A 14,442-nucleotide genomic window follows, 5' to 3' on the forward strand; every position below is an offset into this window, starting at 1 on the left:
GAATCCCCCATCGATCCCTTTGGATCCCTTTGATTCCCTTTGAATCCCCCTGAAGGAGTTCCCATGAAAGTCCTCATCGTCGGCGCCAGCGGCGTCATCGGCAGCGCGGTCCACGCTCATCTCGGCAAGCGCCACGAGGTGCTGACGGCGGGCCGCAACAGCGGTCAGTTCCGCGTCGACATCACCGATGACGAGAGCGTTCGCCGTCTCTTCGCCGAAGCGTCGGCGAACGGCCCGTTGGATGCGATCGTCAGCACGGTCGGCAATCTGCATTTCGGCCCGATCACGGACATGACGGCGGCGCAGTTCGACATCGGTCTGCAGAACAAGCTGTTGGGGCAGGTCCGGCTGGCGCTGCACGGGCAGCACGTGCTGAAGGACGGCGGCTCCATCACGCTGACGGCGGGGATCCTGTCGCGCGAGCCCATCCGAGCCGGCGCAAACGCTTCGGCGGTGAACGCGGCGCTGGAAGGCTTCGCGCGCGGCGCGGCCATCGATCTGCCCCGCGGGCTGCGCATCAACGTCATCAGCCCCACCGTGCTGACCGAGTCGCTCGCGGACTACGGCGACTTCATGCCGGGCATGGAAGGCGTTCCCGCGGCCCGGGTGGCGCTCGCCTACCAGCGCAGCGTGGAGGGCGGGCAGACGGGGCGGACGTATTTCGTTGAGTGAGGCGCGCGGAGATTGCCTCGATCAACGACTTGGATCGGTGAAGACGATGCAGCTTGTCGTGACGCCACCGGCTGCATTCACGGTTTTCAGTCATTGATGATTCGGACATAATTGACCGACAGTTCGTTGCATGACTGGCAACGAATTCATCAAGCGGATCAGGGCTCTTGGCCGAGAGCGCGGTGTGACGGTCTTGCTGGATACGAAGCGAGGCAAGGGCAGTCATCAAGTGCTGTTCATGGGCGCGGCGAGAACGGTAGTCCGGAATCCGAAGGACGAGCTGAGGACGGGGACGCTACACGCCATGTGCGCTCAGCTCGGTCTTCGGATCACTGATCTTTGAAGGAGTTGGTCATGGAACGATTCGAGTACGCGGTGCATCTTGATCCGGAGGCCGACGGTGGGTTTGTCGTGACCTGTCGGGATCTTCCGGAGCTGATCACGCAAGGCGACAACCTGGAGCATGCCCTCGGTGAGGCGGCGGATGCGATGGATGAGGTCTTCGCCCTCTACATGTCGGAGGGACTGTCCTTTCCTCCATCGACGAAGGCTCGTCGTCGAGAGCATTGGGTGTCTCCTCCTCCGGAGACAGTTGCCAAGGCGGCGTTGCATGTGGCGATGCGCTCTGCCAGCGTCTCGAAGGTCCAGCTGGCACGTCGACTCGGCGTTGACGAGAAGGAAGTACGGCGCCTGCTCGATCCACATCACGCATCCAAGCTCCCGCGCATCGCGGAAGCGGTCCAACTGCTCGGACGTCGGCTGGTGATCGGACTGGAGGAACTCCCTCTGGCTGGAGGACGCTGACTGGGGTGTCGGGTCTGTAGAACGCTCAGGTCCGCCACTTGCCATCCCAGCTATCGTTGCCGCTTTCCGCCCGCCGCCGCGCCTGAGCCCCGATGTCCGCACCTGCCGCCGTCACGACACTTCCGCCGTTCTTTGTCGTCTTCAACCGAGCGTCCGGTCATGGTGACCGCGACGAACTCGGCCCCGCCGTGGAGGCTGCCTGCGCCGCCGCCGGACGCCGCTGCGAGTTGCTCCCCGTGGAGCAGCCCGGCCGGCTCGCCGAGACGGCGCGGGAAGCCGTGAAGCGCGCGCGTGCCGTGGACGGCGTCGTCGTCGCGGCCGGCGGCGACGGCACCATCAACTGCGTCGCGCAGGCGGTGCTGGGCAGCGGCTGCGCCTTCGGCGTGCTGCCGCGCGGCACCTTCAACTACTTCGCCCGCACGCATGGCATTCCGTCCGAGCTCGACGGCGCGCTGCGCGTGCTGCTCCATGAGCAACCCATCCCCGCGCAGGTGGGCCTGCTCAATGACCGCGTCTTCCTCGTCAACGCCAGCCTCGGGCTCTATCCGCAGCTGCTGGAGGACCGCGAGGGCTGGAAGCAGCGCTTCGGCCGCAGCCGGCTGGTCGCGCTGGGCGCCGGGATCGCGACCCTCCTGCGCGGCCATCGCAGTCTGCGTCTGAGCATCGAGCTCCATGGCCAACCGCGTCAGGTCCGCACGCCGACGCTGTTCGTCGGCAACAACGCCTTGCAGATGGAACAGGTCGGCCTGCCGGAGTCCCGCGCGATCGACGGCGGCGCGCTCGCCGGTGTGATGCTCAAGCGGGTGGGGCGCGGCACCCTGATATGGCTGCTGGCCTGCGGCGCGCTCGGCAAGCTGGGCGAGGCCGACCAGGTCGAGAACTTCTCCTTCCGGCGCCTGACGGTGCGCGCTCGGACCTTCGGCGCGCGGCGCATCAAGGTCGCGACCGACGGCGAGGTGCTGTGGATGCCGCTGCCGCTGCGCTTCGAGGTGGCGCCGCATCCCTTGCTGCTGATCCGCCCGCCCGGTCTGGCCCAGGAGCGGCGTGAGGCGCAAGTCGCCGAAGGCCCGCTGGAGAGCAGCCGATGAGCGTGGTGCTGCAGATCTCCGATCCGCATTTCGGCACCGAGCGGCCGATGGCGCTGGCCGCGCTGGAGCGCCTCGTCGTGGAGATCAAGCCGGATCTGGTGCTGGTCACCGGCGACATCACCCAGCGTGCGCGTCCGGCGCAGTTCACGGCGGCGCGGGCATTCCTCGACAAGCTGCGCGCGCCTGCCCGGCTGGTCATTCCGGGCAATCACGACATCCCGCTGTTTGCGCTCTTCAACCGGATGCTGGATCCCTATGGCCGCTACGCCCGCGCCTTCGGGCGGACGCTGGAGGGGGAGTTCGAGACCGACGATCTGCTGGTCATCGGCCTCAATACGACGCGGCGCTATCGGCACAAGCATGGCGAGGTCTCGCCCGAGCAGATCGAGCGTGTCGCGCATCGGCTGGCGTCGGCGAGGCCCGGACAGCTGCGCCTGATCGCGGTGCATCAGCCCGTGGCGGTGCCGTCGGCGACGGACGTCAACAACCTGTTGCGAGGACGTGAGCGGGCGGTGCGCCGCTGGGCCGAGGCGGGCGCGGATGCGGTCGTCGGCGGCCACATCCACCTGCCCTATGTGCTGCCGCTGCGCGAGCGCTGGCCCGATCTGCCGCGCCCGATGTGGGCGGTGCAGGCGGGCACCGCGCTGAGCACGCGGGTGCGGGGCGGCATTCCCAACTCGGTGAACGTGATTCGCGCGGGCGCCGACGCGGGGTCAGGTCATGCCGGCATCGTCGAGCGTTGGGATGTCGACGAGACCGCCGGCCTGTTCCAGCGCATGGCGACGACTCCTCTCGCGTGATCGGCCTTGCCGGCGTGATCGGGCGCGCTCAGAGCGATTGACGCGGGCGGCGGCTGGTGTAGCGGCGGTGGCCCCAGCGAGCGAGCTCGATGCTGGTGATCGAGACCGCCAGCCAAGCCGCGCCGGAGGTGAAGCCGGCCAGCACGTCGGTCGGGAAGTGCACGCGCAGGAAGATGCGGCTGCAGCCGACCGAGAAGGCCAGCGCGGCGGCAATCACCCAGGCCGGCACGTGGAAGCGCCGCGGCAGCACCCGCACGGCGACGTAGGCCAGCATGCCCAGCGTGACGACCGAGCCGGAGCTGTGGCCGCTCGGGAAGCTGAAGCCGTCCTCCGTGAGCCAGTGCGTCGGGTGCAGCGGGCGGGCGCGCTCGAAGATGTGCTTGAGCGTCGGGTTGAGCATGGCGTTGCCCAGCATCGCCAGCGACCAGCCCAGCGCCAGGCCGCGCCGGCGCCACAGCAGCGCGGCGGCGACCACCACGCCGATGGCGATCAGCGTGTCGCGGTTGCCGATGAAGGTCAGCAGGAAGAAGCCCTGGAGGATCGCATCGGGGACTTGGTCGATGGACGCGGCGATGAAGGCCTCGTCCAGTTGGCCCAGCGTCGTGGCGGTGTGGAGCTGCTCGGCGATCTCGGCGAAGAGCATCGCGCCGCCGGCGATGAACAGGAAGCCCGCGGCCAGGCGCGCCAGCAGCGCGGCCGGGGAGAGCGGATCAGGTGGGAACGCGGGGCCGCCGCGGTCGGGCAGCAGCGCGCGGGCGCAGAGCCAGGTCGTGCCCGTGATCAGGGCGAGCAGGACCAAATAGACCCACAGGATGTGCGCGCCCGCGGCCGTCGCCGCGTCGAGGAGCGTGAGAGGAAAGCTCATGGGGCGACATTGTGGCGGGTGGCGCGGGGGTGTTTGCGCGATCCAGGGTCGCGCTGCGTTTCAAGCGGAAAGCATCGCCAGGTACTTGCGCATCGAACGCCGGTACAGCGCGTCGACGAACGCGCGCCGAAAGCGGACCGGGTCCCGGTATTCGAGCGGGATGTGGGTGAAGAAGTCCCAGACCTTGCGGGACTGCTCGCTCCAGATTGGCGGACGAGGCTTGGACGCGAGATAGGTCGCGTCGGCCGGTTCGCGTTTCTGGAGGGGGAGCGTGTCCAGCGGGAGGAGACGGTGAGCCGGGACGGCGCCTTGCGGCGCGGTGTGAGTCGTCGGGTTCATAGGGACCTCGTAAATCGTTCAGGACGTCAATGCGGACGGCCGGCGGCGATCCAGTCGGTGACCTGCTCATGCCGGATCCTGAAGATGGCGCCGTGGTTCTCGTGTAGCGCCGCGATCTCCTTGTGGACCAGCGCCTCGAATCGGCTGCGGTCGCAACGCGGAATGTCCTGACTCTCGATGGCCGCTTGGGCGCATTGCCGCTGGACGACGACTGCGCGCATGGTGTCTCCAAGCTGTGCGCGGTACCGCAGTCGCACCGGATCGATGACCGGAAGCGGATCCAGCATCGCGATGTAGCGATGCATGGAGCGCGTGTAGGCCCACTCGAACAGGTCGACAGCGACGGACAGATCCAGCCGTTCGTAGACGCCCAGCATGGCCAGACCGTAATCCTCCGACTGGACGTCGATGAAGGACAACGGGGCGCAGTTGCGCCGCATCAGCGGGACGTTGGACATCAGGCGGCTGGTGCGCTTGTTGCCGTCGACGAAGGCCTGCAGGTAGGCGAGATTGACCCAGAGGAAGAAGGCGGCTTCCACCGGATTCCTTGTACGCGCCGCCTTGGACACGATGTGCTCGAGCATCTCGGAAAGCAGCGCGGGGACGGCTGGCGGTCGATAGCTGCTGCCGCCGATGGCGACGATGCGCTGACGCACTTGTCCGAGATCCCGGGGATCACCGAGCAGCCCCTCCATCAGCAGACCATGGACGTCCTGCGTCACGCGCCGAGTCACGCCTTCCAGCGAAGCATGTCGCACAAGGAAATCGATGGCGTTGCGGTGGTTCAGAAGCATCTGCGCATCGATGCTGGCGTCCTCGGGCGTGCCACCCTGATCCAGGGTCGCGAACAGCTCCGCCGTCCTGTCGCGGCTGTAGGCGTTGCCTTCCAGCCGCGACGAGGACCAGCTCAGGTCGAGCAGGAACTCGTCCATCATCCGCACGCCCACCGTGCCGTAGGGGAGCGGCTCCTGCCAGAACGCCGCCCGGTACAGCGTCTTGGCGAGCGAGGGCGGAAGGAGCGAGGACTCGTTCGGGATGTAGCGGTCAACGAAGGCGCGCTGGTACTCGGCGCGGTCGCGCAGATTGGCGTTCCCGGAGAGCGCGAGACGCAGCGACCGGGAGGCTTCGGACCAACTGGGCGGTCGGGGAATGGGCGCCAAGTAGGTCGCATCGGGCTCGCGAGCCTGATGCGGCATCGCGTTCAGCGGCATGAAACGGTATGCCGATCCCGCGCCTTGCGGCGCGGTGTAAGTCGTCGGGTTCATGGGGACCTCGCGATTCGTTCAAGCGTTCAATACGGCCGGCCGGCGGCGATCCAGGCGTCGATGCGCGCGCTGTCGAGCTCGTAGCGGGGACCGCTGTCGGCCTGAAGCGCCGGCAGACGCTCGGCCACCAGCTCGGCCAGTTCCGCGGCCTCGTTTGGGCTCATCCATTCCTGGACGATGGCCGCGGCCACGGACTTGCGCTCGATCACGACCGCCTTCATCACGCGGCGAAGTTGCGCGCGGTAGCGCATCGCGCGTGGGTCGGGAAGCGGTCGATTGGCCATCATGGCGACGTACTTCTGCATGGATCGCCGGTAGGTGAAGGCGAAGACGTCGATCGCGGCGCTGAGGTCGTTTCGCTCGTAGACGCCGACCATGGCGAGCCCGTACTCGAGCTCGGTGATGCCCTCGAAGGAGATCGGCGCGCAGTTGTGCAGCAGCAGCGGCACGTTGGCCATCAGGCGGCTGGTGCGCTTGTTGCCGTCCGCGAAGGCTTGCAGGTAGGCGAGGCTCACCCACAGGAAGAACGCCGCCTCGACAGGGTTCCGAACGGCCGCGCCCTTCTCGAGAATCTGCTCCAGCAACTCGTTCAGCGCGGCGGGATCTTGCTCGGGCTCGAACACGGATCCTCGGATCTCGATCGCATGCCGGCGGACGCGGCCTTGATCCGCCACGTCGTCCAGCAGGCCGTCCATCAGCCGGTCATGCACGGCGAACACGAGCTCCATGCAGAGATTCGAGTTCGGCGCGCAGTTCAAGAGGTGCTCGATGGCCGACTTGTGGTTGATCAGCATCTGGATCTCTTCGCCGTGCGCGGCGCCCCCGCCCTGAAGCAGCAAGGGGCTGAGCCCAAACAGCGATTCCGTGTCCTGACGCGTGAAGGTGTTGCCTTCGAGCAGGGACGACGACCAGGCCAGGTCAATGACGAAGGGCTCGCGCACGGCGCGCCCGAATGCCCCTCGCTTCAAGGTTTCGTTCCAGGCGGCCGCCCGATGCAATTGATGGGCGAGCTCCGGGGGCAGCAGCGAGCTTTCGTTGGGGACGTAGCGGTCGACGAACTCGCGGCGAAAGGGCGCTAGGGGTCGGAGCTTCGCCGGTCGGCCCAGCGCAGCAAACAGCGCGACCGACGCGTCGGACCACGCCGGCCGCTTGGGCTTGGGCGCCAGATAGGTCGCATCGGGCTCGCGGGCGCTCAACCCGCCCGATCTCGGCGGCGGCGGATACATCGCGGCGGGGCCGCACGAGCAGGCCGGACTGCTCGCCGTGTTCATCTCGTTCATCACACACCTCACTTCACCAACAGGAAGCCATCCATGTTGGGAGCTCGGCGGAGCGGCGATTTCGAGGGAAGGGGGCCAACGGCCTCTGGCGCGAGGGAGGTTTGATCTATTCGAGATCCGCGACGCAAGTTCGTCGACCGCGTGCGTCATGCGCGCAACAGGGCGGTCACCGGATCGAATGGCGCGGCGTCGTTTTCAACGTGAATGACGCGGGCGAGCAAGCGCACCCCCGAGCGCGTCCCAAAGCGCATCCCAAAGCGCATCCCAAAAGGAAAAGGCCGAACCTCGCGGTCCGGCCTTCCCTGCAGGAGCGGGACGCCTCGCGGCGCCCTGAGAGAGAGATCAGTACATCCAGCCGTTGCGCGCGGCGCGGCGCAGCGAGAAGGCCAGATCCGGGCGCTCGGCGCCTTGCTCTTCGGCTGCCTGCAGCAGCATGGCGCGGGGACGCAGCTCGGCGACGGTGTTGACGGCGCGGAAGAAGCCGCGGCTGGCGCGCAGCAGCACGCCCACCACGCGCTCGCCGGCGACGCTGGCGTTGCCGGCCCGGGCGAAGTCGGCGGCCATCACTTGGGGAGCGGCATTGAGCGTCGTGGCGGTCATGATGTTTCCTTCGAGTAGAGGAGTCGGATCGGTCTGGGTCTTCGAGAGGAGCCGGCGTCGCGGGTCGCATCGCCGTCTTCCATGGCCTGCATGTTGCGGTTTTTACGTAGCGCGCGCCAATTGCGTCTCCGAATCGGGTCATCACGGACGGAAATGACCCGTGACGCAATTAGCATCCGGCCCCATGAGCAGCCCCGCCCGCCCCGTCAACTTCCGCACGCTGGACCTCAACCTGCTGCGCGTCTTCGACGTGGTCATGGAGGAGCGACACGTCACCCGCGCCGCCCACCGCCTGTCCATCACCCAGCCCGCCGTCAGCAACGCGCTGCGCCGGCTGCGCGAGGCCACGCATGAGGAGCTCTTCATTCCGAGCTCCACCGGTGTCGAGCCCACCCCGCATGCGCAGGCGCTGTGGCCCGTGGTGCGGCGCGCGCTGTCCAGCCTGCAGCAGGCGCTGGAGCCGCAACCCTTCGATCCGCGCGCCGTGGGCAACGAGGTCAGCTTCACGCTGGCCATGGCCGACGCCACGGCAGCCCTGGTCGTACCGCGTCTGGCACAGCGCTTCCTGAAGGAGGGCGTGCACGTCGGCCTGCGCGTGGTGCCGCTGACCACGCGCGATCCGCGCGAGCTGTTGGAGCAGGGCTGGGCGGACCTGGCGATCGGCTTCTTCCCCGATCTGACGGAGCAGCTGCTGGTCGAGGACGACAGCGCCGCGCTGCGCCGCGAGGCGCTTTACTCGGGCCGCTACGTCTGCGTGATGCGGCCGGACCATCCGCTGGCCGAGCCCGGCGCGCTGACGCTGGACGCCTACTGCGCGGCCCAGCATCTGCGCGTCAACTTCGCGGGTCGGCCGCATGGCTTCGTCGATGACGCGCTGGCCTTGCTGGGCCGCCGCCGCACGGTGGCGATGACGGTGAACAGCTTCTTCACCGGCGCGCTGGCGGTGCAGCAGTCCGACCTGCTGACCGTGCTGCCGGACACCTTCGTCCCCGCCATCGGCCTGAGCGACCGCTTGGCCAGCCGCCAGGTGCCCTTCGCGCTGCGCGGCATCGACATCAGCCAGGTCTGGCATGTGCGCGCGGATCCGGATCCGGCGCAGCGCTGGCTGCGCGGGGAGATCTCCGCGATCTCCGCCGTCATCGCCGCGGCGCGGGCGATGCCGCAGTCCGCCAGCTTCGGCTGAGGCGCGGCGCGACCTCGGTCCTTCCTGCGGCCCGCCGCAGTTTTTGGCGACTTGCCGCGCGTCGCGCCGGCCCCCTACATTGCGCAGCTCCCAGATGAGAGCGATTCTCATCGACCCGATTGCCATCCCCGCGTCCCCAAGACGCTCGAGCAGGAGACCCGACGATGAGCCGCCATCCCCGTTCCCATGCCCTTTCTCCGATTCGCGCCGCCAGCGTGCTCGCGCTGGCGACAGCGACGCTCATGCCGCTGGCCGCGCGGGCCAGTGTCCCTGCGGGCGGCGAGCTGACGCTCTACACGACGCGCGAGGTCGCGCTGGTGCAACCGCTGCTGTCGGCCTTCACCGCCAAGACCGGGACCAAGGTCAACACCGTGTTCGTGAAGGACGGCCTGCTGGAGCGAGTCAAGGCCGAGGGGGCGCGCTCGCCGGCCGACCTGCTGATGACCGTGGACGTGGGCAACCTGATCGATCTGGTCGAGGGCGGCGTGACGCAGCCCTTGAAGTCGGCCGAGGTCGACGCCGCCGTGCCCGCGAAGCTGCGCGCGACGGACGGCCAGTGGACCGCGCTGTCGATGCGGGCCCGCGTGCTTTACGCCGACCAGGGGCTGAAGTCGGGACCGATCCGCTATGAGGATCTGGCCGATCCGAAGTGGAAGGGCAAGGTCTGCACGCGCTCGGGCCAGCACCCGTACAACACCGCGCTGGTGGCCGCGATGATCGCCCACGACGGCGAGGCCAAGACCGAGCAATGGCTGCGCGGCCTCAAGGCCAACCTGGGCCGCAAGCCCACCGGCGGCGACCGCGACGTGGCGCGCGACATCCTGGGCGGCGTCTGCGACGTGGGTCTGGCCAACTCCTATTACGTGGGCCAGATGAAGTCGGCCAAGCCCGGCAGCGACGCGCGCAAGTGGGGCGACGGCATCCAGGTGCTCAAGCCGACCTTCGCGCCGCGCGGCGCGGGTACGCACGTCAACATCAGCGGCGCCGCCGTCGCCAAGCACGCGCCCAACAAGGCCGCGGCGCAGGCGCTGGTGGAGTTCCTGGTGTCGGAGCCCGCACAGCAGCTCTACGCGCAGATCAACTACGAGTACCCGGTGCGGGCCGGCGTCGCGCTGGATCCGCTGATCCAGTCGGCCATCGGTCCGGTCAAGGTCGATTCGCTGGCGCTGACCGAGATCGCCCGTCATCGCAAGCAGGCCAGCCTGCTGATCGACAAGGTCGCCTTCGACCAGTGAGCGCCTGCCTCATGAGCCCAGGAGCCCTGGAGGCGTGAGCTCGATCCTCAGCCGGGCCCTGCACCGGCCGCGCGCGGTCGGTCCGCTCTGGGCCGCGACCGCCGCGGCGATCGCGCTGGCGGTGCTGACGCCGCTGGCGGCTTTGGCTTGGACGGCGCTGGGCGCCGGCACCGCGCATTGGTCGCATCTGATGGCGCACGTCTTGCCCGGCGCCGCCGCGCGCACGGCGACGCTGCTGGCCGGCGTCGGTCTGCTGACGGCGGTCGTCGGCACCGGCTGCGCCTGGCTGGTCACGCGCGCCGACTTCCCCGGCCGTCGCGTCCTGCAATGGGCGCTGCTGCTGCCGCTGACAGTGCCGACCTACATCGCCGCCTACAGCTACGTCGACTTGCTGCATCCGATCGGCCCCTTCCAAAGCCTGCTGCGGACGCTGCTGGGCTTCGACTCGCCGCGCCAGTTCCGGCTGCCGGATGCGCGCTCCACGCCGGGCGCGGTGCTGGTGCTGTCGGCGGTGCTCTATCCCTACGTCTACCTCAGCATGCGGGCGATGTTCTCGACCCAGCCGGCGCGGCTCATGGAGGCCGCGCGGCTGCTGGGAGAGGGGCCATGGGGCGCGTTCCGCCGCGTGGCCTTGCCGATGGCGCGGCCGGCGCTCGCGGTCGGCGTGGGGCTGGTGCTGCTGGAGGTGCTGAACGATGTCGGCGCCTCGGAGTTCCTGGGCGTCACCACGCTGACGACGACGATCTACACGACCTGGGTGACGCGCTCGGATTTCGGCGCGGCCGCTCAGATCGCCTGCGCGATGCTGGCGCTCGTCGCCTTGCTGGTGACGCTGGAGCGGCAGGGCCGCCGTCATCGGCGGTCCAGCCATCTGCGCGCGATGCGGCCCGCGCCGCGGCAGACGCTACGCGGCGCGCGGGCCTGGCTCGCGACGACGGCGGCGGCCTTGCCCGTGCTGATCGGCTTCGTGCTGCCGGCGGGACATCTGGCGGTGCTCGCGTGGAAGCGCGCGGTCGAGGGCTACGGGCTCTCCGCCGAAGTGCTTTCAGGAGCGACGCACTCGGCGCTGCTCGCGCTGGCCGTGACCGCGATCGCCGTCGCCGCCGGTCTGGTCGTGGCGTGGGCGGGGCGCTCGACCGGTGCGGCCGGTGCATCGGGAGGCCGCGCCTGGTGGCTGGGATCGGCCGCGTTGGGCTACGCGATTCCTGGCACGGTGCTGGCCATCGGGCTGCTACCGCCGGCGCTCGCGCTCGATGGATGGATCGCGGGCGCGCTCGGCCTGCCGGGGCTGCCGCTGATGAGCCTGGGCGTGGTGCTGGTCGCCGCGGGCGTGATGCGCTTTATCGCGCTGCCGATAGGCGGCATCGAGGCGGGGCTGTCGCGCATCCCCGTGCCCCTGGAGCAGGTCGCCCGCAGCCTGGGCGAATCGCCGCTGGGCACACTGCGCCGCGTGCACCTGCCGCTGCTGCGGCCCGCGTTGACCACGAGCGCGCTGCTGGTTTTCATCGACGTGATGAAGGAGTTGCCGGCTTCGCTGCTGTTGCGCCCGGCCAATGTCGAGACGCTGCCTACGTTGCTCTACGCCGAGGCCGCGCGCGGCAGCTACGAGCACGGCGCGCTGGCAGCGCTGCTGATCGTGGGTGTGGGCCTGCCGGCGGTGCTCCTGTTGAGCCGGGAGCCGATCGCCTCTGCTGGCTCCGTCGTCCCCGAGCCGCCTGACGGGCGCGCCACGCCTTCGCCGGATACCGAGTTGTCCCGGGCGGGCGATGGGCCGTCGGCCCCATTCATTCCCATGAAGGAGGCGACATGACGACGCTTGCCCTTGAGGATCTCCATGTCCGCTATCCCGGCGCCCAGACGCCGGTGCTGCGCGGCTTGTCGCTGTCGCTGCCGCTGGGCGGCATCGCCTGCCTGCTCGGGCCATCGGGTTGCGGCAAGAGCACGGCGCTGCGCGCGATTGCCGGCTTCGAGCCGCTCGCCGCCGGACGCATCGCGCTGGATGGCCGGACCTTGTCGGATTCCGTCACGCAGCTCGCGCCGGAGGATCGGCAGGTCGGATTGCTGTTCCAGGAGATCGCGCTGTTCCCGCATCTGAATGCGGCGGCGAACGTCGGCTTCGGTCTGCGCCGCTGGAAACGCGAGGCGCGCGATCGGCGCGTGCGGGAGTTGCTCGCGCTGGTGGGTCTGGACGCGCTGGGGGCGCGCATGCCGCATGAGCTTTCTGGTGGTCAGCAGCAGCGCGTCGCGCTGGCGCGGGCGCTCGCGCCGTCGCCGAAGCTGCTGTTGCTGGATGAGCCGTTCTCGAGTCTGGATGGGGAGACGCGAGGGCGGTTGGTGGGGGAGGTCCGGGGGATCCTGCGGGATGCCGGTCAGACGGCATTGATGGTGACGCACGATCCGGAGGAGGCGGAAGCGATGGCGGATTGGATCGGGGTGATGGGGGAGGGGAGGCTGGCTGAATGGCGAGCGTCGTGAGATCCCGAAGACCCTCTCCCCCGCCCTCTCCCGCAGGCGGGAGAGGGAGACGACAGCGCTCAGGCGTCATCGTTGAACGGCCGATAGCTGATGGCTGATGGCTGATGGCTGATGGCTGATGGCTGATGGCTGATGGCTGATGGCTGATGGCTGATGGCCGAGCCTGCGTTACTCCCTCTCCCGCTTGAGGGAGAGGGCAGGGGAGAGGGTCTTCGGGGTCTTGGCAGGCCCCAGCCTTCTTACTCCCTCGCCCGCTTGCGGGTGAGGGTCTTCCGGCTACGCTCTCCCCATGACGTTTCCCATCCGCCCCGCCGCCCCCTCCGACATCCCCGCCTGCATCGACCTCCGCGGCCGCACGCGCGAGAACGCCATCTCCGCTTCCCGCCTGGCCGAACTCGGCATCACCGAATCCTCCTGGTCCGCCCAAGTCCGCGATGGCGATCTCCCCGGCTTCATCGCCATGTCCGGCGACCTGATGGCCGGCTACTGCTTCGGCGACGCCGCCAGCGGCGAGATCGTCGTGCTCGCGCTGCTCCCCGAGTTCGAAGGCCAAGGCCTCGGCCGCATCCTCCTGAACCGCACCGTCCACCACCTCCGGGGCCTCGGCCACCAGCGGCTGTTCCTCGGCTGCTCGGACGATCCGTCCCACCGCTCGCACGGCTTCTACCGCCGCCTGGGCTGGCGCCCCACCGGCGAGCGCGACGGCTTCGGCGACGAAGTGCTGGAGCTGCTGCCTAGCTGAGCCTCGCCCCTCGGTTTCTCTTGATGCCGTCTTGATCCGTCCCGGGCTACGCTCGCGGGCAACGAGAACGATCGAAACCCGTCATGCTCATCAACTGCGTCGCCTATCGCGACGGCCGCCGGCTGGCCGACATCAAGCCGGAAGAGATCAGCGATTACCTCAAGCTGCCCGATTGCTTCGTCTGGGTCGCGCTGCGCGATGCGGCACCGGAGGAGGTCCTCGCGATGAAAGAGGAGTTCGACCTGCACGAACTCGCCGTCGAGGACGCCTTGCACGGCCAGCAGCGGCCCAAAGTGGAGGAGTACGGCGACACGCTGTTCGCCGTGATGCAGACGGTGCAGTTCACCCCGACCGACGAGCTCTGCACCGGCGAGGTGTCGATCTTCGCGGGTCGGAACTTCGTGCTGTCCATCCGCAATCGCGTGGCGCAGAGCCTGCTCGGCGTGCGCGCTCGCGCGGAGAAGGAGCCGCACATGCTCAAGCGCGGTCCGGGCTTCGTGATGTACGCGATCATGGACGCGGTCGTGGATCGCTACTTCCCGGTGATCGAGGCGCTGGAGGCGGAGCTCGACGCGATCGAGGCGCAGATCTTCGAGCCGGGCGTGACGCGGGAGAACATCCGCCGCGTGTATGAGCTCAAGCAGCGGGTGACGCTGGTCAAGCATGCGGTGTCGCCGTTGCTGGATGCCGTCGGCAAGTTGGTGCGGGGGCGGGTGCCGCCGATCTGCGAGGACACGCGGGAGTATTTCCGCGATGTCTACGACCATCTGGAGCGGATGCAGTCGGCGCTGGATTCGCTGCGGGATACGGCGACGACGGCGATCCAGGTCCATCTGTCGATGGCGGCGATCGAGGATTCGGAAACGACCAAGCGGCTGGCGGCTTGGGCAGGGATCTTCGCGGCCGCGACGGCGTTCGCGGGGATCTGGGGGATGAACTTCGAGGTGATGCCGGAGCTGAAGTGGCGGTGGGGGTATCCGGCGGCGCTCGGGGTCATCAGCGCGACTTGCGGAGTGCTGTTCTGGAGGTTCAGGAAGGCGGGGTGGTTGTGAGAGGGTCTTCGGGGCCCCCTCGCTAAGGGACGAGGAACCGCC

15 protein-coding genes are annotated in these 14,442 nt (G+C 68.8%); 10 read left to right on the top strand and 5 right to left on the bottom strand.

Going from position 1 to position 14,442, the window contains the following annotated elements; all coding sequences use genetic code 11:
* Positions 1 to 63: 63 nt before the first annotated feature.
* From ABDW59_RS00085 to ABDW59_RS00100, 4 genes are all read left to right on the top strand, one after another.
* Positions 64 to 672: a short chain dehydrogenase gene (locus ABDW59_RS00085; RefSeq protein ID WP_343627255.1), complete on the top strand. Its 609-nt coding sequence runs from the start codon at positions 64 to 66 to the stop codon at positions 670 to 672.
* A gap of 354 nt (positions 673 to 1,026) precedes the next feature.
* Complete coding sequence (locus tag ABDW59_RS00090) at positions 1,027 to 1,476, top strand: type II toxin-antitoxin system HicB family antitoxin (protein WP_343627256.1); 450 nt, start codon at positions 1,027 to 1,029, stop codon at positions 1,474 to 1,476.
* Between the two features lie 92 nt (positions 1,477 to 1,568).
* Positions 1,569 to 2,564: a diacylglycerol kinase family protein gene (locus tag ABDW59_RS00095; protein ID WP_343627257.1), complete on the top strand. Its 996-nt coding sequence runs from the start codon at positions 1,569 to 1,571 to the stop codon at positions 2,562 to 2,564.
* Positions 2,561 to 3,364: a metallophosphoesterase family protein gene (locus ABDW59_RS00100; RefSeq protein WP_343627258.1), complete on the top strand. Its 804-nt coding sequence runs from the start codon at positions 2,561 to 2,563 to the stop codon at positions 3,362 to 3,364. The genes ABDW59_RS00095 and ABDW59_RS00100 overlap by 4 nt, the downstream gene beginning before the upstream one ends.
* 28 nt (positions 3,365 to 3,392) lie before the next feature.
* On the opposite strand, the gene ABDW59_RS00105 is transcribed toward ABDW59_RS00100, so the two are convergent.
* The 5 genes from ABDW59_RS00105 to ABDW59_RS00125 form a co-directional block, all read right to left on the bottom strand.
* A complete protein-coding gene (locus tag ABDW59_RS00105; RefSeq protein WP_343627259.1) occupies positions 3,393 to 4,229 on the bottom strand; it encodes a phosphatase PAP2 family protein in 837 nt (278 codons plus the stop codon).
* Between the two features lie 60 nt (positions 4,230 to 4,289).
* Entirely contained in the window at positions 4,290 to 4,568 is a 279-nt protein-coding gene (locus tag ABDW59_RS00110) for a hypothetical protein (protein ID WP_343627260.1), read from the bottom strand.
* A 26-nt stretch (positions 4,569 to 4,594) separates the two neighbouring features.
* On the bottom strand, positions 4,595 to 5,833 hold the full coding sequence (locus tag ABDW59_RS00115; RefSeq protein ID WP_343627261.1) for a Fic family protein: 1,239 nt from the start codon (positions 5,831 to 5,833) through the stop codon (positions 4,595 to 4,597).
* A 26-nt stretch (positions 5,834 to 5,859) separates the two neighbouring features.
* A complete protein-coding gene (locus ABDW59_RS00120) occupies positions 5,860 to 7,113 on the bottom strand; it encodes a Fic family protein (RefSeq protein ID WP_343627262.1) in 1,254 nt (417 codons plus the stop codon).
* 342 nt (positions 7,114 to 7,455) lie between these two features.
* Positions 7,456 to 7,713, bottom strand: a complete 258-nt coding sequence (locus tag ABDW59_RS00125; protein ID WP_343627263.1) for a hypothetical protein — start codon at positions 7,711 to 7,713, stop codon at positions 7,456 to 7,458.
* A gap of 184 nt (positions 7,714 to 7,897) precedes the next feature.
* Here ABDW59_RS00125 and ABDW59_RS00130 point away from each other — a divergent pair, with 184 nt between their 5' ends.
* From ABDW59_RS00130 to corA, 6 genes are all read left to right on the top strand, one after another.
* Positions 7,898 to 8,896 (top strand): LysR family transcriptional regulator, encoded by a 999-nt coding sequence (locus tag ABDW59_RS00130; protein ID WP_343627264.1) that lies wholly within the window; start codon positions 7,898 to 7,900, stop codon positions 8,894 to 8,896.
* A gap of 242 nt (positions 8,897 to 9,138) precedes the next feature.
* The gene (locus ABDW59_RS00135) at positions 9,139 to 10,131 is read left to right on the top strand and encodes an extracellular solute-binding protein (RefSeq protein WP_343627712.1); all 993 of its coding nucleotides are present in this window, start codon (positions 9,139 to 9,141) and stop codon (positions 10,129 to 10,131) included.
* A gap of 34 nt (positions 10,132 to 10,165) precedes the next feature.
* Positions 10,166 to 11,941 (top strand): iron ABC transporter permease, encoded by a 1,776-nt coding sequence (locus ABDW59_RS00140; RefSeq protein WP_343627265.1) that lies wholly within the window; start codon positions 10,166 to 10,168, stop codon positions 11,939 to 11,941.
* Positions 11,938 to 12,606 (top strand): ABC transporter ATP-binding protein, encoded by a 669-nt coding sequence (locus ABDW59_RS00145; RefSeq protein ID WP_343627266.1) that lies wholly within the window; start codon positions 11,938 to 11,940, stop codon positions 12,604 to 12,606. The genes ABDW59_RS00140 and ABDW59_RS00145 overlap by 4 nt, the downstream gene beginning before the upstream one ends.
* 289 nt (positions 12,607 to 12,895) lie before the next feature.
* Positions 12,896 to 13,348: a GNAT family N-acetyltransferase gene (locus ABDW59_RS00150; RefSeq protein ID WP_343627267.1), complete on the top strand. Its 453-nt coding sequence runs from the start codon at positions 12,896 to 12,898 to the stop codon at positions 13,346 to 13,348.
* Positions 13,349 to 13,431: 83 nt separating this feature from the next.
* Complete coding sequence (gene corA / locus ABDW59_RS00155) at positions 13,432 to 14,400, top strand: magnesium/cobalt transporter CorA (protein WP_343627268.1); 969 nt, start codon at positions 13,432 to 13,434, stop codon at positions 14,398 to 14,400.
* Positions 14,401 to 14,442 lie beyond the last annotated feature (42 nt).

The sequence above is a fragment of the Roseateles sp. genome, assembly GCF_039595295.1.
GTDB lineage: Bacteria > Pseudomonadota > Gammaproteobacteria > Burkholderiales > Burkholderiaceae_C > Roseateles.

Excerpts from the sequence above, each read along its gene's own strand:
- ABDW59_RS00085 (WP_343627255.1), top strand. The coding sequence starts at position 64 with ATGAAAGTCCTCATCGTCGGCGCCAGCGGCGTCATCGGCAGCGCGGTC.
- ABDW59_RS00090 (WP_343627256.1), top strand. The coding sequence starts at position 1,027 with ATGGAACGATTCGAGTACGCGGTGCATCTTGATCCGGAGGCCGACGGT.
- ABDW59_RS00095 (WP_343627257.1), top strand. The coding sequence starts at position 1,569 with ATGTCCGCACCTGCCGCCGTCACGACACTTCCGCCGTTCTTTGTCGTC.
- ABDW59_RS00100 (WP_343627258.1), top strand. The coding sequence starts at position 2,561 with ATGAGCGTGGTGCTGCAGATCTCCGATCCGCATTTCGGCACCGAGCGG.
- ABDW59_RS00105 (WP_343627259.1), bottom strand. The coding sequence starts at position 4,229 with ATGAGCTTTCCTCTCACGCTCCTCGACGCGGCGACGGCCGCGGGCGCG.
- ABDW59_RS00110 (WP_343627260.1), bottom strand. The coding sequence starts at position 4,568 with ATGAACCCGACGACTCACACCGCGCCGCAAGGCGCCGTCCCGGCTCAC.
- ABDW59_RS00115 (WP_343627261.1), bottom strand. The coding sequence starts at position 5,833 with ATGAACCCGACGACTTACACCGCGCCGCAAGGCGCGGGATCGGCATAC.
- ABDW59_RS00120 (WP_343627262.1), bottom strand. The coding sequence starts at position 7,113 with ATGAACGAGATGAACACGGCGAGCAGTCCGGCCTGCTCGTGCGGCCCC.
- ABDW59_RS00125 (WP_343627263.1), bottom strand. The coding sequence starts at position 7,713 with ATGACCGCCACGACGCTCAATGCCGCTCCCCAAGTGATGGCCGCCGAC.
- ABDW59_RS00130 (WP_343627264.1), top strand. The coding sequence starts at position 7,898 with ATGAGCAGCCCCGCCCGCCCCGTCAACTTCCGCACGCTGGACCTCAAC.
- ABDW59_RS00135 (WP_343627712.1), top strand. The coding sequence starts at position 9,139 with ATGCCGCTGGCCGCGCGGGCCAGTGTCCCTGCGGGCGGCGAGCTGACG.
- ABDW59_RS00145 (WP_343627266.1), top strand. The coding sequence starts at position 11,938 with ATGACGACGCTTGCCCTTGAGGATCTCCATGTCCGCTATCCCGGCGCC.
- ABDW59_RS00150 (WP_343627267.1), top strand. The coding sequence starts at position 12,896 with ATGACGTTTCCCATCCGCCCCGCCGCCCCCTCCGACATCCCCGCCTGC.
- corA (WP_343627268.1), top strand. The coding sequence starts at position 13,432 with ATGCTCATCAACTGCGTCGCCTATCGCGACGGCCGCCGGCTGGCCGAC.